The sequence below is a fragment of the Streptomyces sp. rh34 genome, from assembly GCF_002551245.1.
In the GTDB taxonomy this organism is placed as follows: Bacteria; Actinomycetota; Actinomycetes; order Streptomycetales; family Streptomycetaceae; genus Streptomyces.
Genome location: NZ_NTGZ01000034.1, coordinates 1 through 20,040 on the forward strand (window position 1 = coordinate 1; position 20,040 = coordinate 20,040).

The following is a 20,040-nucleotide window of genomic DNA, read 5'->3' on the forward strand; positions in this document are numbered from 1 at the left end:
GATCGCCACCCGGTACGACAAGACCGCCGAGTCCTATGAAGCAGCCGTCACCCTCGCATCACTCCTGATGTGGGCGTGACATTTGACGACAGAACCTAGCTGCCGGGAGGCGGCGGGCGCTGCCGATGGACCTGTCCGAGCCGTCGGACGGCGCCGCGCCTCCAGGCGCGCCGGCTGACAGCGCGCTGTGGATCGGCCCCCTGCCCGGTGGCGATCCGGCGGCTTCCGCGATGACCGGCGAGTCGGTGCGGCTGGCCTTCGTCGCGGCGCTCCAGCACCTGCCGCCCAAGCAGCGAGCCACGTTGCTCCTGCGGGATGTCCTCGGCTTCTCAGCCCGCGAGGTCGCCGACCTGCACGGCTGCACCCTCGCCTTCGCCAACAGCGCTCTCCAGCGGGCCCACGCCACTCTGGCCGACCGCCGGGACAGGGCCGGCGAACTCGGCCTCCCGGCGCCGGGTGGCACCCAGCAGGTCCTGGCCGACCGGTACGCCACGGCGTTCTCCCGGTACGACATGGAGGAGCTGGGATTGCTGATCCACGTCGACGCCACACTGTCCCTTCCGCCGTACGCGCAGTGGATGCACGGAGTGGCCGACATCGCATCGTGGCTGACCGGGCCAGCCATCGGCTGCCGCGGATCACGACTCGTCCCGACCGTGGCGAACGGCCCCCCCCGCCTTCGGCCAGCACCGGCCCCGTACGGACGGGACCGGCTACGAGCCCTGAGCTCTCCAAGTCCTCGAGTTCTCCGGCGACCGCATCGCGAGCATCACGGCATTCCGTGACACCGCGCTCCTCCTTCCTCTGTCCGGCCTGCCGGGATACCTGAGCGGTGAAGCATGCCTCGGCGTCCCGACCTGATCACTTGGCGCTGTCCTCGGCGAGAGTGTGGGCGACGAGGGCATTGGCATGGCCGTGGCCGAGTCCGTGCTCGGACTTGAGCCAGCCGACCAGCTCCATGTGCTTGGTGAGCGAGGAGGAACGAATGAGCCCCTTCCACTCGGCGATCGGACGGCCGTACTTCTTCTCGATGGACGGGAAGTAGCTGGCAGGGCCCTTCACGGCGTTGTCGGTCATGCATGCTCCGTTTCGTATCGTGATCATGTTGGTGATACCGGCGAGAACGGCGTTTGGCTAGTGGTCGCCCGGAGCGCCGGCCAGCCGCGCCATCACCGCGCTCAGCCACAACAGACCGAGGCCGGCACTGGCGGTAAACGCCAGAACCGACGCGGCAGAGGCCATGAACCCGGCGAGGACAGCCACAGGCATGACACGCGACGCCACGCCCCAGCCCCGGAGGCCCTGGGTGGCGAGCGGACGAGCCAGAACAACGAACGCGGCACACAGAGCGACGTAGCCGATCATCCCGGCGACCATGTGGGCTACACCGTGCCCGCTCATCACCGTCGCGTCCGGGGAGCCTGCGGGGAAACCCGCACCGGCATCGGCCGGGAAGGCGGCTGCGGCCCAGAAGGAGAGGCCGAACACACCGACCAGGGCCGGTGCCCACCTCTTGGCGGGGACTCTGTGCAGAGTTCGCCGTAGCCCGGCCGCGCCGACAACCAGCAGCGCTCCGGTGAACACGAAACTCAGCGTCTGAACCCAGCCGGACCCGCCCAGAGCGAGTTGGCTGATCGCGTTCCGGGTGAAGTCAAAGCCGTCGCGCGTGAGGCCCTGGGCGAGCCCGGCCGCGAGGAACAGTGGACCTGCCACGACACCACCGAATATGAGCGACCGCGCCGTGGATCGCTGAATGGTGGCTACCGAGTGGATGCGGCCAGGTGTGGTGAACGTGCCGGTCATGGCGTGCCTTCCTCGTTGCGACGGTGTCACCCATAAGACCGACGACGAGCGGCAAGATGATCGCCCTCCGGAGTGTGCCCTAGCTCACATAACGGCGGGTTGAGTTCCCTCAAGGGCAAGCCCGCCACCCCGCGCATACTCCAGCATGCTGGACTCATGTCCTCCACGACTCGCATCACCGTCACCCTCCCCAGCGACCAGGCGGCGGAGCTCCGCAAGCTCACGGACAACGTCTCCGGCTACGTGGCACAAGCCGTAGCCCGCCAGATCCGGCACCAGCTCCTGGGCGACGACCTCCGCCGCCACGAGGAGGAGCACGGACCCTTCACCGACGAGGAACTCGCCGAGGCGCACGGGAAGATCTTCGACCCGACCAGCCCCTCCACGGACGCGGACGCCGCGTGAGCAAGCGCATCGAAACCGTCGTCCTGGACTCGCAAGGGCTCTCCGCCTGGGTCGCGCAGGACCGCAAGCTCCTCTCGATGCTGCGGATCTTCCACGGCATGGGAGCCGTCCTGGCGATCGGGGCCAAAGCCATCGCGAAAATGGATGATCGACGTATGGCATCACAGCCCAGTCCTTCCGATCTCCGCCGTGCCAAGTTCGCCCGGCGAACGCCCGCAGCACTCTCCGAGCTTGTCGGCCCCGAGCACGGCACGGTGCGCCTGCCACTTCACCTGGCATGGTCGGGGCTGACCATGTTCGACCTCGACCAGCCACGGCTGCGGATGAGCTATTACCGCATCGTGTTGGCCGAGGGTCAGCATGACGACCTGGTCCGGTACCTCAACCGCGGCCTCCTCGTCAGCTTGTGGCCCACACTGCGCACGCTGACCAGCCGTGATGTCCGTGAAGTCTGGGAACACTCCTTCGAGGAGCTGGCTCACAGCGCCCAGACTGCTGCGTGAAACTCACGGACCTGCACCGTCCCCCTGCTGGCTGATGTACTCGCCGTGGGCGGTGCCTACCCTCTGGCGCTTACCGGCGGCTACGCAGTTCAGGCGCACGGCCTGGTCGACCGGCTCAGCCAGGACCTCGACGTAGCGACCGAGAACCCCGATCGCATGGAGGACATTGCTGCTGCCGTGCGCGCCGGCCTGGAACAACACGGGTGGCGGGTCAGCGCTCTGGAAACAGACCCGCTCTCCGCACGCCTCATCGTCACCGATCCCGTCAGTCACGAGAAGTGCGAGGTCGACATCCTCAAGGAAGCGCTCTGGCCACCGCCCGTACAACACCGAGCACGGGTTGGTGCTGTCCCTCGAAGATGTCGTCGGAACCAAAGTTCGCGCACTCTTCGACCTCGGACTCGCCAGGGGCCTGATCGACGTACGGGCTGCCGCGAACCGCTGGAGCCATATCGAACCCGAAGATCTCGGTCGACGCCACGCCCGCGACTCCTTCGACCTGAGCGAGCTCCAAGCGCGGCTGATGGGAGCCGACTGGATCGACGACACGGAATTCGCCGCCTACGGACTCGACGAACAAGCGATCACCGGACTGCGACAGTGGGCACAGGGCGCGAGTCGCGGTGATTGCGTCGATTCCGCCGTCGTACGGGTCGACAAGCCGCCCGAGGCCCCTCGGCGCGATAAGGACCCCCGCAGCCTCGAAGTCCGCGGCCTCTCGCAGCAGTGGGTCGAGCGGCGCCGGCAGGTTCGTGAGCGGCCCCACGTAGAGGTGCGTATACGTGCCGATCCTCGGTCTCGTTCTTAAGGACGGTCCGCCCGTGTTCTCCAGGGGCGACACGCTCCAGGTCCGGTTCACGTCCGCGCGGAGATGGATCAACGCTCCATCCACAGGTGATCGCGATGAGTTCCTGCGCCGCACCCAGTGAACCTGGTCGCTCGGACGAGTCGTCCTCCGGTGACCCGTCATCCCCGAGGCGGAGCGTCCGGATTCGTGCTCGCCCGCCCGGCGGAGGACGTTCGGGCTGCGGAGCGATCCTGACGGGCCTCGGCTGCTGCGAGTCTCGAAGCGCACGGGCCGATCCGGCCCGTGGACGTGAGGAGCGCATATGTTCCAGGCCAGGCCGACCACGACCACCGACGAAGCAGCAAACACGCCTCGCAGCGAGGGCCGTCTGCCTCGGACGTGGCGTGCGGCGCACGAGCCCGTCGCAGGGGTCCCGCGCTGGGCCCGCCGAGTCGCCTACGCAGTGCCGCTGGTGGTGCTCCCGTCCGGGATCTGGCGCCTGGGCGTGCTGTTCACCGCGGACAAGCGTGGCGGGTCGATCGCGGACTGGGCGATGAACGGCTACGTCGTCCTCCTCACCCTCATCTCCGAGGTCCTTGCCTTCACGGCCGTCGGGCTGGTCGCCCGCTGGGGCGAGGTGTTCCCGCGCTGGATGCCGGGATTGGGCGGGCGGCGGGTACCGACGGCCGCCGCGGTCGTCCCGGCCACGATCGGGGCGACGATCCTGACCCTGGTCTTCACGGTCATCGCGATCATCACCACGGTCACCCAGTCCAAGACCAACGGCGATCCGCTGCCGGCCAACTTCCCGAGTAAGGCCGGCGGCTGGGAGACCGTCTACTTCTATGCCTCCTACGTCCCTCTGGTCCTGTGGGGCCCCATGCTCGGCATCCTGACGTACGCGTACTGGCGCCGACGCAGGTCGGCGACGGCCGGGCCGCTGATGCCGTCGACAGTCGGCAGCGCGTGCTAGGCGACCGCCCCAACGTCCCGGTGTCGACGGACAAGGGCGCCATCACGTGATCCCTTGCCAATCAAGCCAGTCGCCGCAGGTCAGCTCGCGGGGGACGACTGGTTTCGTTGGCCGAGGACAGTGACACCGTTCCGGAGTCGACCGCGCGATCGTCTTCTCCCGGACACGTCGCCGGGAAGCACCCGGGGGGCGTTCGTGAGGACACCGCCACGGGCCGGCAGCCGGCGTTTATGAGAGAGGTAACAGCGGGACGCTGCACGGGGCAGAATTCGCCGTCGGCCGGCTGGACGCACGTCATGGTGGCAGGGTCGGCCCCCCGCGGGCGAGAGCCGGGCGCCTCCGGACGTGGCGTCCGATCTCTCCAGGCCAACCGGGCCCGTGGCGCACGGCTGTCCGGCGGATCCCCTGCACTGCTCCCGGTGGCTCCGCGGCATCGCCCCAGCCTCGCCCCTCAGGGCGAGTACACAGCCGCGGGCCCTCAGCGATCACGCTCAACTCCGGCCACGGGCGCCGCAGGAGGGCGGATCGCTCACTGACCTCTGATCCCGGACATACAAGACCGGCCACCGGGGGTGCCGGGCGGCGAGACCCTCCGAGTCGCCCAATGCCGCCGACCTGGTCCTTACCGTTGGTGCCGCGTGGATGTTCCCGAGGCTGTCGAGTTGAGCATCCGACTCATGGGCGTAGCGTGGAAGGGAACCAGGCCAGGCGCAGCCGGGTCGGAGAGTGGCCCGGGGAGCATGGGCCGATATCGGTGCTGAGGGCTGGGTATCTCGGGAGCTCGCGGCAACGACGCGCAAGGAGTGAGGTTGGTGAACAACTCATCGATCGAACGGTTGCGGGAACGCGTACGGGGGCCGGTAGTCACTCCTGACAGCGATGGCTACGACGAGGCGCGCACGGTCTACAACGCCATGATCGACAGGCGACCGGCTGCCGTCGTGCAGTGTGCCCATGCGGGCGATGTCATGGCTGCGGTCGATTTCGCACGTGACAACGAGCTGGACCTCGCGGTGCGTGGTGGTGGGCACAGTGTGCCCGGCTTCGGGACCTGCGACGACGGTGTGGTGGCCGATCTGTCCGGCATGCGAGGCGTCCGCGTCGATCCCGAGCGACGGACCGCGCGTGTGGACGGCGGAGCGACCTGGGGCGACTTCGACGCGGCGACGCACGCGTTCGGTCTGGCGACCACGGGCGGGATCGTCTCCACCACCGGCGTCGCGGGGCTCACCCTCGGTGGCGGCATCGGATACCTCACCCGCAGCCTGGGCCTGAGCTGCGACAACCTGATCTCGGCCGATGTGGTGACTGCGGAGGGCAAGCTACTCGTCGCGAGCGAGCAAGAACACGACGACCTCTTCTGGGCCATTCGCGGCGGCGGCGGCAACTTCGGCGCGGTGACATCGTTCGAGTTCCGGCTCAGTCCGGTCAAGGACATCTATGGCGGGCCCATCCTGTACGAGTTGGAAGATGCCGGCACGGTTCTGCGTGCGTTCCGCGAACTCATCGCTGACGCCCCGGAGGAACTCGGCGGCTTCCCCGCCTTCCAGATCGCCCCACCTCTGCCGTTCATACCTGAGAACCGGCACGGCGACACCTTCATCCTGATCGTCGCGTGCTGGGCCGGCCCCATGGATGAGGGAGAGCGCGCCGTCCAGCGGTTCCGCGACATCGCACCGGTGGTTGCCGAGCACGTAGGCCCGATGCCGTACTCCGCGCTCAACAGCGCGTTCGACGCGCTGGTGCCGCCCGGCCTGCAGCATTACTGGAAGGCCAACTTCGTGACAGAACTCAGCGATGCGGCGATCACAGCACACCTCGATCACGGGCCTCGGCTGCCCGCCATGAATTCGACGGTGCACATCTACCCGATCAACGGTGCCTGCCACCGCGTGGCACCGCAGGACACGGCCTTCGCCTACCGGGATGCCACGTTCGCCACCGTCATCGCCGGAATGTGGCCGGACCCTGCCGACAACAAGGCCAACACCGCCTGGGTGCGTGACTACTACCAGGCCACCGCTCCGCACTCGGAGGAAGGCGGGTACATCAACTTCATGGCCGAGGACGACCAGGACCGGATCAGGGCCAACTACCGGGGCAACTACGAACGCCTCGTAGAGGTCAAGAGGGCCTACGACCCCAGCAACCTGTTCCACGTGAACCAGAACATCAAGCCGTAGGGGTGACCGGCGTCCGCATGGGACAGGGGAATGGACGTACCTGAGCGGCTGGGCTCACCCGAGGCACCGTCCAAGGGAGTGTCGCGTGCTGCACCCGTGCCAGCCGCCTGCGTTTCCGCCGCCGTGCACCGCCGTGCCCGTACGAGCTGATCGAGGCCGGCGGCCACCTCCGCTGCCGGTCGGTGTCGGAGTGCCGGTAGGTCAGCGCGGCCCGTTCGGTCGGACCCCGGGCGCGGTGATCTGGTCGAGGTCCTGGCCGTCGGAGGTGGGCAGGATGTGCAGCCGCAGGAGGCGGTGGTAGCGCTCCTCCCTGCTCCGGGTGAGGCGGCGTTCCTTCGCCCGGAGCAGGGAGCAGGAGCAGGCAGCAGGGAGCATTCGCGGAAGCCGACCGTCCCGGCGTCCGGATCCTGCCGGGCGCCACGCCGGATCCTGGCGCCCTGGAGGCGTTCACGACGTCCCGCGACGCGGACGACCGCGGTCGCCGAGAAGCGGGGTCGCCATCGTGACGTCCTCGTCCTCAGCGGACATGGTCCGCAGCCGTGACGACGTCCGCACCGAGCTGTTCGCACCGAGACGGCTCCACCTATCGCTTCAGGACGAAGCCATAGGCCCTGGAGTCCCTGGGCTCGAAGCCGAGTCGCTCATGATCCTCCAGGGCCGCGCTGACGAAATCCGGTCGCAGCAGCTGATCTCAGCGGCCGACCGCACAGGCGTCCCCGTTGAGCGTGAACCGCGGCGGTGACGACGAGTCGCCGGTGTGGGTGGCGAGATAGCCGAGGGTGATGCTCGCGCCGGGAGCGATCGTGGCGTTGTGCGAAGTGTTGGCGGCCGTGATCGTGTTGCTTCCCTGGGTGAGGTCGGTGTTCCAGTCGGAGGTGACGGTCTGCCCGAGGGCCAGCGGGAACTTCAGTGTCCAGCCGTTCACCGGAGTGCTGCCGGTGTTGGTGACCGTCAGGTCGACCGTCGTACCGGTGCCCCAGGCCCGCACGGTGCTGTGCACTCGGCAGGTGGGTTCCTCCTGGGCGAAGGACACGCGGTGCAGGCCGCCCGGCAGGTCGTTGACCACGTAGAACTCGCCGTCGACGGTCGTGCCGATCGCCGTCACCTGGGTGGGCATCTCCCCTATCTCGGCCTGCTCGTAGCCGCCTTCGCCATCGGGGCGCAGCGCCCAGACGGTGGACGAGCAGTAGTCGGTGGCGATGTACGTGCCCCCGACGAGGTCGGCGTGCTGTCGGCCCCGGTAGGCGTGACCGCCGATGACCGAACAGCCGCCGGTGTACGGGGAGTAGGTGAAGACCGGCGGGGTGTACGTTTCGCCGGGGTCGCAGTCGCCGCCGCTGAACTTCTCCAGTCCCTCGTAGCAGGACCAGCCGAGGTTCAGGCCTCCCTGTCCGGGGCTGATGTGATCGACCTCCTCCCACCGGCCCTGGCCGACGTCGCCGATCCACATCGAGCCGTCGACGCTGTCGAAGGAGAATCGCCACGGGTTGCGCAGCCCGTACAGCCAGATCTCCTCGCGGGCGCCGGGGGTGTCCACGAAGGGGTTGTCCGCGGGAACGCAGTAGGGGAGCCGGCCGCAACTGCGGCTCACGTCGATGCGCACGATCTTGCCCAGCAGGGTGTCCAGTCGCTGCCCGGCACGGAGGGGGTCCGCGGAACCGCCGCCGTCACCGATGCTCCAGTACAGGTGGCCGTCCGGGCCGAACGCCAGCTGGCCACCGTTGTGGTTGCTGAACTCGGCGTGCGGCTGGGAGAGCAGCACCTCCAGGCGGGAATCGCCGAGCCGGTAGCGGGCGACGGTCACCGCACCGTCGGGCAGTGCCGTGTACGCCAGGTACACGCTGCGGCTGTCGGCGAAGTCGGGCGGAACGGCGATGCCGAGCAGGCCGCGCTCGTTGCCCGATTCGTCCACGGCCGACGTGATGTCGATGAGCGGCTCCGGGGCCAGGCCGGTACGGGGGTGGTAGGCCCGTACGGTTCCGGACTTCTCGGTGATGAACAGGCGGTCCGTGCCGTCATCGGGTGCGACGACGGCGGTCGGCCGTCTCAGTCCGTGCGCGACCTGGGTGGTGGTCGCGCGGAGCGACGGAAGGGGGACGGTGGAGGAGTCCGTCGCCGCGTCGGCCGGTGTGGTGGCCGCCGTCGCGGGAGGGGCTGTCGCGAGGGGCTGGGCGGCGGCGGGCCATGCGGTGATAGCGGTCAACAGGAGGGCCAGCAGGAGCTGCCCGGTCCAGCGGTGTCGCGACATGTCGGCTCCGGAGTCGAGGACGCTTGCGCGGCGGTGGCGTCGGCACATGAAGGGGTGTCGGGATTACGGGGAGTCCCGCCGGGCGTGTGCCGTCCGGCGGGATCCCCCGGTGAGCGGTGAGGTCAGCCGAAGTTCACATCGCTGCACAGGAAGTACGTCTGGTCCATGTGCGATGCCTGCCAGATCGTGTAGACGACGTGGTGGCCGGTGTAGCCGGACGTGCTCACGGGGATCGAGTAGTTCTGGCTGGGCCCGTACCTGCCGGTCTCCGCGACCAGTTCGAGGTCACTCCAGCCCAGCGCCTGGGTGGTGGGGTCGAAGCCCTGCCGGCTGACGTAGACCTTGAAGTAGTCCGCGCCGTGGCTGGCCTGGTCGTACAGCTCGACGGTGAAGTCATCGGTGATGTCGGTGGTCTTCCACGCGCCCACGGTGTCCAGCGCGTTGTAGCGACCGCCCTCGGTCCGACCGCCGCTGCACAGCTGTCCGTCCGGTACGACCGCCTGGAAGTTGCCGCCGGAGCCGTTGCGGTACAGGCCGTTCCAGTTCCACATGGCGTTCGGGTTGGCCTGCCACGCCTGCCAGCACATCGGGTCCTGCTGTGCCATGTCCGGGTTCTGGAAATCGCTGCCCCAGCGCTGCCAGCAGTCGTAGGCGCGAGATGCCGGGTCGACGACCGACCCGTGCGCCACGGCTGTGCCGCTCCAGGCGGTCATGCTGAGAAGCACCGCTGCGACGGTGGTCAGGACGAGCGTGGGAATGCGCCACATTCTAGTGTCGCGTACATGACAATGCATGATCTCTTCCTTCGGTGGGGGGGCCGGGGAACCCGGCGGGATCGAGGTGTGGGAGCGCTCCCGCGCTTCCACAGTGCGCAGGGCGGGGCGGGACGGGCAATATCTGTTCACGCCACTTCAACGCCGCATGGCGCAAAGCGTCCGCCGCGTGGTCGGGGACCTGACCGACCGGTGGCGATCAGTGGCGCGAGGAAGGCGGGCATCCTCGTGTTCACGACGCCGGCGACGACGCCCCGCTCACGGCTTGCCTCCTTGGCGGCCTGCCCGTCGAGCCGCGGCGTCGGCTGTGATCGGGCCGGGCGATGCGCAAGCCCGTGCCCTCCCCGTGGATCTGTCGAAGAGAGTCCGAACCGGTGCCGGGATTCAGGCGGGGACGAGATCCCGCTCGCGGTCCGGCGTTTCGACCCTGGGCTGCTTGTTCGGCAGTGCGAGCCGGAAGACCTTGTGCCACGCGGAGAACACCTGCTTGGGCAGCGGGCCGGTGACGTACTCCAGCTCGTACTTTTCGAACAGCGCGCGCACCTTCACCGCGACCTCGGCGTACCGGTTGCTCGGCAGGTCCGGGAACAGGTGGTGCTCGATCTGGTGCGACAGGTTGCCGGTCATGAAGTGCATGGCCTTGCTGCCGCTGATGTTCGCCGATCCCATCATCTGGCGCAGGTACCACTGGCCGCGTGTCTCGCCCTCGATCGACCGGCGCTCGAAGACCTGTACGCCCTCGGGGAAGTGTCCGCACATGATCACCGAGTGGGTCCAGACGTTGCGGACCAGGTTCGCGGTGAACGTGGCGGCGAGTGTGGGGAGGAACGACGGGCCCGACAGCAGCGGGTGGATCACGTAGTCCTTGAGCACCTGCTTGCGGATCTTGCGTCCCACAGCCTTGGCCCGGGCGCGGAATTCCGGGCTCCTGCGGCGGTGCTTGGGGAGGTTCTTGCCGAGTTCCAGGTCGTACGCCGCGATGCCGTACTCGAAGAAGCAGGCGTTGAGGAAGTTCCACAGCGGCTGGCCCAGGTGCAAGGGGTGCCACTTCTGGTCCTCGTCGACGCGCATGATGCCGTAGCCGAGGTCGTTGTCCTTGCCGATCACGTTGGTGTACGTGTGGTGCAGCTCGTTGTGCGAGTGCTTCCACTGATCGGACGGCGAGACGTGATCCCACTCCCAGGTGGTGGAGTGAATCTTCGGGTCCCGCATCCAGTCCCACTGACCGTGCAGGACGTTGTGGCCGATCTCCATGTTGTCCATGATCTTCGCCACGGACAGCCCGGCGGTGCCGAGAACCCACGCGGGCGGGAAGATCGAGAACAGCAGCACACCCCTGCTGACCAGCTCAAGCTTGCGCTGCGCCGAGATGACCCTACGGATGTAGGCGGCGTCCTTCTCGCCGCGGCCGGCGATCACCTCGTCACGGATCGCGTCCAGCTCGCGGCCCAGCTCCTCGATCTGCTCCGCGGTCAGGTGGGCGGTGGGGTCGATGGCGGTCAAGGTGCTCCTACCGTTCGATGTCACAGGGGCCCGCCGCGGCGGACACGCAGGTCTGGATGAGGACGCCGGGCTCGGCCTCGGTGATCTCGCCGGTGCGCAGGTCGCGGACGGCGCCCGCCTTGAGCGGCGTGACGCAGCCGAAGCAGATGCCCATGCGGCACCCGGAGGGCATGAGCACGCCGGCCTCCTCGCCGATGTCCAGCAACGGCGTGGCGCCGTCCGCGTCGACGGTCTTGCCGGTGGCGCTGAACGTGACCTCACCGCCGTCACCGGCGACGACGATGCTGGGGCGGAACCGCTCGGTGTGCAGGCGTTCTTGGACGCCGTGCTCGGCCCAGTGCTCTTCGGCGGCGTCGAGCAGACCCGCGGGCCCGCAGGCCCAGGTCTCGCGCTCGGCCCAGTCGGGCACGAGTTCGTCGAGACGCGCGATGTCGAGCATGCCGTCGGTGTCGGTGTGCACCTCGGTGAGCCGAAGCTTCTCGTCCGCGACCAGGCCGTGCAGTTCGGCGCGGAAGATCACGTCTTGAGGCTGTGGCGCACAGTGGACCATGACGACGTCGTCGAGCTCGACGTCACGCAGCATGCCCATCACGGGCGTGATGCCGCTGCCGGCCGTCAGGTAGAGCACCTTGGCGGGCTTGGCCTGCGGCAGTACGAAGTCACCGGTCGGCTGGTCGAGCTGGACCAGCGTGCCCGGTTTCGCCCTGCGGACCAGGTGGTTGCTGACCTTGCCGTCCGGGATCGCCTTCACGGTGATCGTGACACGGCCGTCCCGGCGGTCCGTCGGCGAGGTGATCGAGTAGGCACGCCACAGGCGCACTCCGTCGACGTCGACCCCGATCCTCACGTACTGACCGGCTGTGTGGCCGCGCCAGCCCCGCCCCGGCCTGATCACGACAGTCGCGGCGTCACCCGTCTCGGAGTGCACGGCCTCGATGCGCCCGCACAGGTCAGCACCCGCACGCAGCGGGCTGACCAGGTCGAGGTAGTCCGACGGCAGCAGCGGCGTCGTGACCATCTCCAGCAGTTTCCACGCCCTGCTACGGAGGGCTGCGCTCGTCATGACTCCAGCTTGCTGCGCCTCACGGCGTAAAGTCCTGACCACAGGACGTAAAACTGGTCGACCGAATTGTTCGCAGGGAACAAAAAATGAGCTATGCAATCCGGAGGGCCAGCGAACTGGCTCTGGATGAAGCAACGGTCACCGCACTCCGGGCCGCACTGAGGACCACCGCCGACGAAGTCGTCCAGGCGATCATCGACGAGGTCCCTCCCTACGCCAATGCCCTTTCGGGTCGCATGGGCGCCACCATCCGCAGAGCCGTCCGCACCGCCCTGGGGCACTACCTGGACCTCGCGAGCGGGGACGCCACGGGGGGTGACGCCGGTGACGCCGCCTACGAGCTGGGCCGCGGCGAGGTACGCGACGGCCGTTCGATGGACGCCCTGCTCAGCGCCTACCGCGTCGGCGCCCGCGTCGCCTGGCGATGCCTCGCAGCGGGTGCCGTACCCGCGGGTCTGCCCGCCGCCGAGGTCGCCAAGTTCGCCGAGCTGACCTTCGCCTACATCGACGAGCTCTCCGCCGCGAGCGCCGCAGGCCACGCCGACGGGCTGGCCGCCCGGGGCAGAGCCCACGAGCGCCATCTGGAGCACCTGGCCCGTGACCTCCTCGCCGGCGCGAACCCGGACGTACTGCTGGCCTCCGGTCAACGGGCCAGGTGGCAGCCTCCGGTTTCGCTGACCGCCGTCCTGTTGCCCGCCGACCAGGCCCGGCCGGCCTACCGGACACTCGACCCGAGCACCCTCGTCCTCGACGATCTGCCGGATGCCACCGGTGTGCTCCTCGTCCCCGATGCCGACCGATCGCGCCTCCTGCGGCAGCTGACCGACCGCGCCGCCGTGGTCGGCCCGGCCCGACCATGGACGCGTGCGTCCGCCTCGTACGCGCGAGCCGTACGCGCGCGCTCGCTCTCCTCCGACATTCGGGACACCGAGGACCACCTGCCCGACCTGGTGCTCAGCGCCGACGCGGACGCGTTCGCAGACCTGCGGGCCCGAGCCCTCGCACCGTTGCAGACCTTGCCTGCCGCAACCGCACGACGGCTGGAGGAGACCTTGCGGGCGTGGCTGCTGCACCAGGGCAGGCGGGACGCGGTGGCGGCGGCATTGTTCGTCCATCCCCAGACCGTCCGGTACCGGATGTCGCAGCTGCGGGAGCTGTTTCCCGATCTCGCATCACCGAACCGGGTCCTTGAACTGACGCTGGCGGTCGGTCTCCGGGTCAGCTGACCCGTCACCCCTCACGCGTCACCCGTCACCCCTCACCCGTCTACCGCCGCGTCCGCGAGCGTCCAGAATCGTGCCTCCCTCCCGACCGGTCAGCCGGACGACCGACCGGGGCCGACCGACCTGGCACACCGCGCGAGGGATGATGGGATGCCGTACGAAACGTGAGGTCAGGAGCTTCCATGGCACAGCTGGTTCACCGACCTCGTGAGGACGCGGAGTTCGATTTCATCCTCGGGAGAAGCAGGGTCCCGGTCCTCGCGTACTTCACCGGGGCATGGCCCAAGGCCATCGAGCCCTGTCGGGTGATGGACCTCGTCATGGGCGACATCGCCGACGACTGCACGGGCCGCCTGACGGTCGTCCGCACCGACATCACGCGTTGTCCGGCGGCGACCGAGCGATACGAGATCATCGGAGCCCCGTCCTGCCTCCTGCTGAAGGAAGGAGAGGCGGTGGCGCACGGCACGGGGCCCATGACCATCGACGAGGTACGGAAGTTCCTGGACGGTCACCTCTGAGCGGCCGCTGCGGCGCCCGAACCGCGTTGAGGGCCGCGTGCTGCGCCCGGGCCCTGCGGTTCCGGCCGGTCCTTCAGCTCCGGTTCTCCGGGCAGCTCCGGTTCTCCGGGCAGCTCTGGCTCTCCGGGGCGTTCCGGGCTCTTCTCCGTCCGGTTCGCCCCGTTCTTGTTCGCCCCGTTCTTCTCCCGCGGCTCGGGCGCCAACAGCCGCTCGCAGTGGCCCGGTACGGCCTCCCGGCCGCCCGCTGCCTCCTCAAGCAGGCGGGTCGCCGCGTCCCCGGGCGCCTTGCCCCGCCCCTCTCCTGCCGCCAGGTAGGCGCGGCAGTGCGCGACGGTGTCCCGCGCAGTGCCCGGACGCTTCCCGGGCGACGTGTGGGAGGCCGACGGGGAGGGCTTCGGCGAACGCTGTGGCGCCCGGTCCAAACGCCCGTCACCAGGCGATTCCTCGGCCGTGCCGGGTATCGAGGGCGCGCTCCGCCCGGGCTTCGGCTCCACGCCGCCGCCACCGAACGGCAACGGGATGGCGCCGTCCCCCGCCGCCACCGCGACCCCGCCAAGCGCCGCCGCCGTGACGACAGCCGCCAGCAGCGCCTTGAGCGAACGCGCCCGGCGGCGTTCGTCGGCCGGCCGCCAGTCGTCCCGTCTGCGCCGCCACCGCGGCGGCGCCGCGTGCGCGCCTTCCTCATGCGCTGCGCGGAACGCGCGGAGCGCCTTCTCCTCGGCGGCCGGACTGAGGGCGCCGGGGCGGCTCGCCACGTCGAACAGCGTCTCCAGCTCCGGGGGAAGGGGATCTGCCCGTTCGGGATTCATGCCTCATCCTTCAGCGTGCGCTGTGCCCCGGGTGTCGCCCCGCGTGCTCCGGCCCGGGTGAGCTTCCCCGCCAGTCCCTTCAGACCCCGGTGTGCCGCGGTGCGAACGGCCCCGGGGCGTTTGCCCAGCACCCGCGCGCTCGCCGGCCCGTCGAGCCCGACGACCACGCGCAGCAGAACCGCCTCCGCCTGGTCGCGCGGCAGGCTGCCGATCAGTTCGAGAGCCTGCTCCGTGGAGAGCTTCTCCAGGACCGCGGCGGCCGTGTCGTGTCCGCCCGGCATTTCCAGCATGTCCTGTTCCAGCAGTGAGGTACGCGGGCGCCGTTTCTGCCTGCGGAGATGGTCCAGGGCACGGTGACGGGCGATGGTTGCCGTCCAGCCCCGGAAACCCGCGCCGTCGCCACGGAACCGGCCCAGGTCACGCGCGATCTCCAGCCAGGCTTCGGAGGCCACGTCCTCGGCATCGTCGCCGACCAGCCCCCGGACGTAACCGATCAGGCCCGGTTGCACCAGCCTGTACGCGATCGCGAACCCTTCGCCGTCCCCTTGTTGAGCTCGCTCAACAGCAGCGCCGAGCTCCGCGTCGCACACCACCGCACTTCCCTCTCCGTACCAACGCCCCGCCCGATCCGCCCCATCATCTCTGCGTTCGGAGGCGGAGAAACGTCACCTTCGAAGCGGTCCGCCTTCGAAGCGATCGGAGCCATCGAGGCGATCGGACATCTTGGAAGCACCATGATGCGGCTCGACCGGATCGGTGCGGCTCGACCGGATCGGCCGGGCTCGACCGGATCGGCCGCGTAGTCCGAGATAGGGTGCATCACCGCACATGCTGCACACCAGCGACAGCCTCGCCGCCGAGCTCCAGCGGTTCCGGGGCGGCCCGAGCGCCGACGACGCGCCGCCCGTTCTCTCGCTTCTCGTCGTTGACGTCTCCGGGGACGCCGCAGCGTACGAACGGCGCCTGCGGTCGGTGCTCTCAGCCGCCGTGCGGCTGGGCGGCACCGCGGACTTCGAGCACGAGAGCCTGCCGGTCGACGGTGTTCCGGACTGGTTCGTCGCGGTGAGTTCCGGGAACGAGGAGCGGGCCCCGCAGTTCGCGCGGGCCGGCCGCGACGGGTACGTGGAGCACACCGGGGGCGGCCGGCCGTGGGAACTGCGGGACTGGCTGCACCGCTTCGACCCCGACGAGGACGCCCGGGGCTGGGAGTGGTGGGACGCCACACGGATCGGACCGTCCCGCGTCCACATCTGGGTGGACAGCTGGGGGGAGCCCTTCTTCGGCTGCGGTGATCTGCTCTGGGCCGCTCATGCGGCGGGTGCGGTCCACGTCGAGGGTCCTGCGGTTCACCGGTCCGCCGTGTGGTCGGCGGAGCGGAACGCCACGCGCTGACGCGGCCCATCCGCGAGCTGTCCGCTCCGCTCCCCCTCCGCCGGGTACCGACCGCCACCACCGAGACGGTATTTGACCGATCGTTTCACTATCGCCTAGGATTCGACCGTGGCCAGAACCAAGGAATTCGACCCGGAAGCCGCGCTGCAGTCAGCCCTTGAGCTGTTCTGGCGGCGCGGCTACGAGGCGACCTCGATGGCGGACCTCGTCGAACACCTCGGCATCGGGCGCGCCAGCATCTACGCCACCTTCGGCAACAAACACGAGCTGTACCTGAAGGCGCTGGACCGGTACAGCGAGAACGGCGACTCGGACCTGCTGCGCGAACTGTCCCAACCGGGACCCGCGCTGCCCGCCGTGCGTACGGCAGTGCGGCGATTCGCGGCCGAGGCGAACGCCGACGACCATCGCGCCAAAGGGTGCTTCATCACCAACACGGCCGCCGAGCTGGGCCCGCACGACCCGGCGGCGGCCCGCCGGGTCGAGGCGAGCTGGGACCACTTCGAGACGCTGCTGCACTCGGCGCTGACCCGGGCCCAGGCGCAGGGCGAGCTGCCCGCGGACCGCGATCCGCGCGCGCTGGCACGAATGCTCCTGGTGCTGATGCAGGGCCTGCGGGTCGTCGGCAAGGCGTCGACAGGACCCGGCCGGGCACGGGACGCCGCCGAGCAGGCACTGAGTCTGCTCGACTGAACACCGCCTCCCGCGGGAGGAAGGTTGAGCAACACGTCCGGACAGCACCTCCTGGCAGCACCTCCGGACAGCACCTCCGGACAACACCCCCTGCGGGAGGTGTTTTCACGGCCTCATAACAGAACGTTCAGTCAAGTATCAGGGGAGAAGTGGCCGGACCGCAGAGCTGCAACACCACGATCGCGACCGCCTCGGCCGGGGCCGCACCCGGGGCCGGGGCCGCGCCCCCACCCGGGCCCGCACCCGGCCCTGCCTTCGCGCTGCTCGGCGTCGTCCAGATGTCGCTGCTCTTCACGCTCACCTCGCTCGTCGTGCCGCTGCCCCGGATAGGCCGCGATTTCTCGCTCGACCGGACCGACTTGATCCTCCTCACCTCCGCCTACGGGCTGGCCTTCTCCGGGCTTCTGCTCTTCGGCGGCCGCGTCGCCGACCGTTTCGGCGGGCGTCGCGCCCTCACCGCCGGGCTGTTCGTGTTCGCCGCCGCGTCCCTCGCCGCGCTGCTCGCCCCGGGGCCGGAGCCTCTGCTCGCCGCCCGCTTCGCGCAGGGTGCGGGCGCCGCCCTCGCCGCACCCGCGGCCATGGCCGTACTGCGCGCGGCCTTCCCCCAACCCGCCGCGTACGGGCGGGCGATGGCCACCTGGGGCGGGCTTTCGGTCATCGGCGCCACAGCGGGGAACCTGCTCTCCGGAGTCATCTCGGCGCTCGCATCCTGGCGGCTGGCCCTGGCCGTCCCCGTCGTGGTCGCCGCACTCGCCCTCGTCCTCGCGCCGCGGCTGCTGCCGGCGACCCCGGCCGGCACGGGGCGCTCCCTGGATCTGCCGGGCGCACTCCTCTCGACCGCCGGGATCACCCTGGCCAGTTACGGCCTCGTCCTCACCGAGGCCCGCCCCTGGGGATCGGCGGCCGTCCTGGTTCCCCTGCTCGCCGGGGCCGCACTGTTCATGGCCTTCCTGACCGTCGAGTGCCGTCGGCGCGACCCGCTGCTGCCCCCCGCGTTCCTCCGCGACCGCCGCCGCGCCCTCGCGCTCGCCGCCATCGGCCTGACGGCCGCCGGGACCGCCACCACGTTCACCGTCCTCTCGCTCCATCTTCAGCAGGACCGCGGCTGGTCGGCCCTGGCGACCTCCATCGGCTTCGTCCCCTTCGCGGTGGCGCTGCTCGTATCGAGCCGTACGGCGCGCCCGCTCATCGCCAGGTACGGGGCACCGGCCATGACCACCGCCGGACTGGCGGTGGCCGCGACGGGTCTCGCGCTGATCGCGTTCACGGGCCTGGAACCCCACCACTCCTACGCGTACGGGCTTCTTCCCGGCCTGCTCCTGCTGCCGGCCGGCGCGGCCGCCGGCTTCGCGGCGGCCTCTGTCCTCGCGACGGACGGGGTGGAGCCGCGACGGACCGGGCTCGCGGGCGGCGTCATGAACACCGCGATGGAACTGGGCCCCACCGTCGTCCTCGCCGCCCTGCTCACGCTCGGCTCCGACAGCACCTCACTCGCCGCGACGGCAGTCCTTCTCACCGCCGCCGCGGTCATCAGCCTCCGCACCGAGTAGCCGAGCAACAGAGCCACCCCGTTGCCGAGCGGCCGAGCGACCCCGCTGCCAAGCCACCCCGTTGCCGAGCGACCGAGCCACCCCGCTGCCAAGCCACCCCGTTACCCAGTGACCACGTTGCCAAGTGGCCACGTAACCGCGCACCACGCGCCGTCCAAGGGAGTCATCACCATGTCTGCACGCTTCACCGGAAAAGCCGTCCTCGTCACCGGCGCGGGATCCGGCATCGGCCGGGCCGTCGCGCTCGCCTTCGCCGCCGAAGGGGCCTCGGTGGTCGCGGCCGGCCGTACCGCCGCGTCGCTCGACGAGACGGTCGCCCTGATCGGGAAGGAGGGTGGATCGGCGGTCTCGGTCACCGCGGACGTGTCCCGCGCCGAGGACGTCAGGACGCTGGTCCACCGCACCGTCGAACACTTCGGGAGCCTCGATGTCGCCGTCAACAACGCGGGCGTCTTCCGGGGTGGCGCTGCCATGGCCGACCTCTCCGAGGAGGACTGGCGCACCCTGCTCGACATCAACGTCACCGGGGTGTTCCTCAGCCTCCAGGCCGAGATCGCCCGGATGCGCGACCAGCCCAACGGCGGCGCGATCGTCAACATCGCCTCCAACCTCGGCGCGCACAGCCGTATCCCGGGCGTGGCCGGCTACATCGCCACCAAGGCGGCCGTCTCCGCCCTGACCCGGGCCGCCGCCCTGGACCACATCGCCGACGGGATACGGATCAACGTCGTCAGCCCCGGCGCGACCGCCACCACCATGTCGCTGCAGCCGGGCGAGACCGAAGCCGACCGGGCCGCCCGGATGAAGGGCGCGTCGCCGCTGGGCCGGGTCTCCTCCACCGCCGAGGTCGCGGCGGGTGGTCGGCAGCGACCTGGTCATCGACGGCGGCTCCTCCGCCTGACCGCGCTCCCGGGCCGGTGCCGCCGGCACCGGCCCACCGGAGGGCGGGCCCGTCACTGCCGGCCGACGCCCCGCGCGGGCCGGATGCCGGTCAGCCGTGCATCGCGGAGCTGTACGCGAACAGGGCGATCACGGCGGCGACGCACACGAGGATCACCCATGAGCTGAAACTCGTGTGCCTGCCGCCGCCGTTCCGCCGCGCGGACCGACGGGACTTCCGGGACTTCCGGGACTCCCGGGGCCGCCCGGTGTCCGCCCGGTCCGGCGCGGGCCGCGACGCATCGGCGGCCGCGTCGGCCAGCAGGCGCCGGCAGGTCGTGGCGAGCACGCCCGTACCGGCGGAGAGGGGCACCACGGCCTCCGAACGCGCCGGCGCGGTGGTGCCGCCGTCCAGGATGCGCCCCGCGCGTACGAGGATCTCGTCCCGGCCGCCCGCCGGGGCGAGGCTGATCCACCGCCGCACGTGCTCGCCCCGGATGACCATCCCCCCGGACCGCTCCCGGTACACGGTGTGCTCCCGCCACAACACCGCCGCCAACTCCTCTGCGGTGTCTCTCAGTTGTGCGCCCACCATCCGTCCCCCCACCTCGCATCGAATCGAACAAGCATCGAACTCTACTGGCGGGCGCGGATCCCGGAGCATCAGCCCCACCCACACCGGCCGGCCCGTACCGCCCGCCGGATCCGCACGCGCTACCGCCCGCCCGTACC

At 70.0% G+C, this 20,040-nt stretch carries 20 protein-coding genes and 4 pseudogenes; 13 read left to right on the top strand and 11 right to left on the bottom strand.

The annotated features are described in order from the left end of the window. Positions 1-125: 125 nt before the first annotated feature. Entirely contained in the window at positions 126-785 is a 660-nt protein-coding gene (locus CR470_RS09750) for a sigma factor-like helix-turn-helix DNA-binding protein (protein ID WP_257138535.1), read from the top strand. Between the two features lie 76 nt (positions 786-861). Here CR470_RS09750 and CR470_RS09755 read toward each other — a convergent pair whose 3' ends face one another. Then, positions 862-1,077, bottom strand: a complete 216-nt coding sequence (locus tag CR470_RS09755) for a DUF4287 domain-containing protein (protein WP_018489599.1) — start codon at positions 1,075-1,077, stop codon at positions 862-864. A gap of 57 nt (positions 1,078-1,134) precedes the next feature. Continuing rightward, positions 1,135-1,803, bottom strand: coding sequence for a DUF998 domain-containing protein (locus CR470_RS09760; RefSeq protein WP_097867174.1), 669 nt, complete (start codon positions 1,801-1,803; stop codon positions 1,135-1,137). A gap of 156 nt (positions 1,804-1,959) precedes the next feature. Here CR470_RS09760 and CR470_RS09765 point away from each other — a divergent pair, with 156 nt between their 5' ends. The 4 genes and pseudogenes from CR470_RS09765 to CR470_RS40410 all read left to right on the top strand — a co-directional run. Then, entirely contained in the window at positions 1,960-2,208 is a 249-nt protein-coding gene (locus tag CR470_RS09765; protein WP_097867175.1) for a type II toxin-antitoxin system CcdA family antitoxin, read from the top strand. After that, positions 2,205-2,363: pseudogene (locus CR470_RS41460) on the top strand (DNA-binding protein); the annotation flags it as partial. The gene CR470_RS09765 and the pseudogene CR470_RS41460, both read left to right, overlap by 4 nt. Next, a complete protein-coding gene (locus tag CR470_RS09775) occupies positions 2,364-2,711 on the top strand; it encodes a transcriptional regulator (protein ID WP_097867202.1) in 348 nt (115 codons plus the stop codon). Continuing rightward, positions 2,708-3,321 (top strand): annotated as a pseudogene (locus CR470_RS40410) (nucleotidyl transferase AbiEii/AbiGii toxin family protein); the annotation flags it as partial. The gene CR470_RS09775 and the pseudogene CR470_RS40410, both read left to right, overlap by 4 nt. A gap of 63 nt (positions 3,322-3,384) precedes the next feature. Here CR470_RS40410 and CR470_RS41465 read toward each other — a convergent pair. Further along, a pseudogene (locus CR470_RS41465) lies at positions 3,385-3,681 on the bottom strand (hypothetical protein); the annotation flags it as partial. Positions 3,682-3,820: 139 nt separating this feature from the next. Between CR470_RS41465 and CR470_RS09785 the strand changes: the two are divergent. Both CR470_RS09785 and CR470_RS09790 read left to right on the top strand, forming a co-directional pair. Continuing rightward, positions 3,821-4,471, top strand: coding sequence for a hypothetical protein (locus CR470_RS09785; RefSeq protein ID WP_257138537.1), 651 nt, complete (start codon positions 3,821-3,823; stop codon positions 4,469-4,471). Between the two features lie 803 nt (positions 4,472-5,274). After that, a complete protein-coding gene (locus CR470_RS09790; RefSeq protein ID WP_218923760.1) occupies positions 5,275-6,654 on the top strand; it encodes an FAD-binding oxidoreductase in 1,380 nt (459 codons plus the stop codon). 201 nt (positions 6,655-6,855) lie between these two features. On the opposite strand, the gene CR470_RS39465 is transcribed toward CR470_RS09790, so the two are convergent. The 5 genes from CR470_RS39465 to CR470_RS09810 all read right to left on the bottom strand — a co-directional run bounded on the left by CR470_RS39465 (position 6,856) and on the right by CR470_RS09810 (position 12,196). Further along, complete coding sequence (locus CR470_RS39465) at positions 6,856-7,029, bottom strand: hypothetical protein (RefSeq protein ID WP_179892197.1); 174 nt, start codon at positions 7,027-7,029, stop codon at positions 6,856-6,858. A 316-nt stretch (positions 7,030-7,345) separates the two neighbouring features. Beyond that, positions 7,346-8,902 (bottom strand): PQQ-dependent sugar dehydrogenase, encoded by a 1,557-nt coding sequence (locus tag CR470_RS09795; RefSeq protein WP_097867177.1) that lies wholly within the window; start codon positions 8,900-8,902, stop codon positions 7,346-7,348. A gap of 122 nt (positions 8,903-9,024) precedes the next feature. Continuing rightward, entirely contained in the window at positions 9,025-9,696 is a 672-nt protein-coding gene (locus CR470_RS09800; RefSeq protein ID WP_097867178.1) for a lytic polysaccharide monooxygenase auxiliary activity family 9 protein, read from the bottom strand. Positions 9,697-10,059: 363 nt separating this feature from the next. Further along, the gene (locus CR470_RS09805; protein ID WP_097867179.1) at positions 10,060-11,178 is read right to left on the bottom strand and encodes a fatty acid desaturase family protein; all 1,119 of its coding nucleotides are present in this window, start codon (positions 11,176-11,178) and stop codon (positions 10,060-10,062) included. A gap of 7 nt (positions 11,179-11,185) precedes the next feature. After that, positions 11,186-12,196: a ferredoxin reductase gene (locus CR470_RS09810; RefSeq protein ID WP_097867180.1), complete on the bottom strand. Its 1,011-nt coding sequence runs from the start codon at positions 12,194-12,196 to the stop codon at positions 11,186-11,188. Between the two features lie 131 nt (positions 12,197-12,327). Here CR470_RS09810 and CR470_RS09815 point away from each other — a divergent pair, with 131 nt between their 5' ends. Then, positions 12,328-13,467, top strand: a complete 1,140-nt coding sequence (locus CR470_RS09815; RefSeq protein WP_097867181.1) for a PucR family transcriptional regulator — start codon at positions 12,328-12,330, stop codon at positions 13,465-13,467. A 179-nt stretch (positions 13,468-13,646) separates the two neighbouring features. Further along, positions 13,647-13,985 (top strand): thioredoxin family protein, encoded by a 339-nt coding sequence (locus CR470_RS09820; RefSeq protein WP_097867182.1) that lies wholly within the window; start codon positions 13,647-13,649, stop codon positions 13,983-13,985. Here CR470_RS09820 and CR470_RS39470 read toward each other — a convergent pair. Both CR470_RS39470 and CR470_RS09830 read right to left on the bottom strand, forming a co-directional pair. Continuing rightward, the gene (locus CR470_RS39470) at positions 13,976-14,794 is read right to left on the bottom strand and encodes a hypothetical protein (RefSeq protein ID WP_097867183.1); all 819 of its coding nucleotides are present in this window, start codon (positions 14,792-14,794) and stop codon (positions 13,976-13,978) included. The two genes, CR470_RS09820 and CR470_RS39470, sit on opposite strands and share 10 nt — an antisense overlap. Then, positions 14,791-15,387, bottom strand: a complete 597-nt coding sequence (locus CR470_RS09830) for an RNA polymerase sigma factor (protein WP_097867184.1) — start codon at positions 15,385-15,387, stop codon at positions 14,791-14,793. The genes CR470_RS39470 and CR470_RS09830 overlap by 4 nt, the downstream gene beginning before the upstream one ends. Positions 15,388-15,622: 235 nt before the next feature. On the opposite strand from CR470_RS09830, the gene CR470_RS09835 reads away from it, so the two are divergent. From CR470_RS09835 to CR470_RS09850, 4 genes and pseudogenes are all read left to right on the top strand, one after another. Beyond that, the gene (locus tag CR470_RS09835) at positions 15,623-16,186 is read left to right on the top strand and encodes a hypothetical protein (RefSeq protein WP_097867185.1); all 564 of its coding nucleotides are present in this window, start codon (positions 15,623-15,625) and stop codon (positions 16,184-16,186) included. Between the two features lie 108 nt (positions 16,187-16,294). Next, positions 16,295-16,879, top strand: coding sequence for a TetR/AcrR family transcriptional regulator (locus CR470_RS09840; RefSeq protein ID WP_097867186.1), 585 nt, complete (start codon positions 16,295-16,297; stop codon positions 16,877-16,879). A gap of 149 nt (positions 16,880-17,028) precedes the next feature. Continuing rightward, positions 17,029-18,429 (top strand): MFS transporter, encoded by a 1,401-nt coding sequence (locus CR470_RS09845; RefSeq protein ID WP_257138541.1) that lies wholly within the window; start codon positions 17,029-17,031, stop codon positions 18,427-18,429. Between the two features lie 171 nt (positions 18,430-18,600). Beyond that, a pseudogene (locus CR470_RS09850) lies at positions 18,601-19,330 on the top strand (SDR family NAD(P)-dependent oxidoreductase). Positions 19,331-19,420: 90 nt separating this feature from the next. On the opposite strand, the gene CR470_RS09855 reads toward CR470_RS09850, so the two are convergent. Continuing rightward, entirely contained in the window at positions 19,421-19,903 is a 483-nt protein-coding gene (locus CR470_RS09855) for a hypothetical protein (RefSeq protein WP_097867187.1), read from the bottom strand. Positions 19,904-20,040 lie beyond the last annotated feature (137 nt).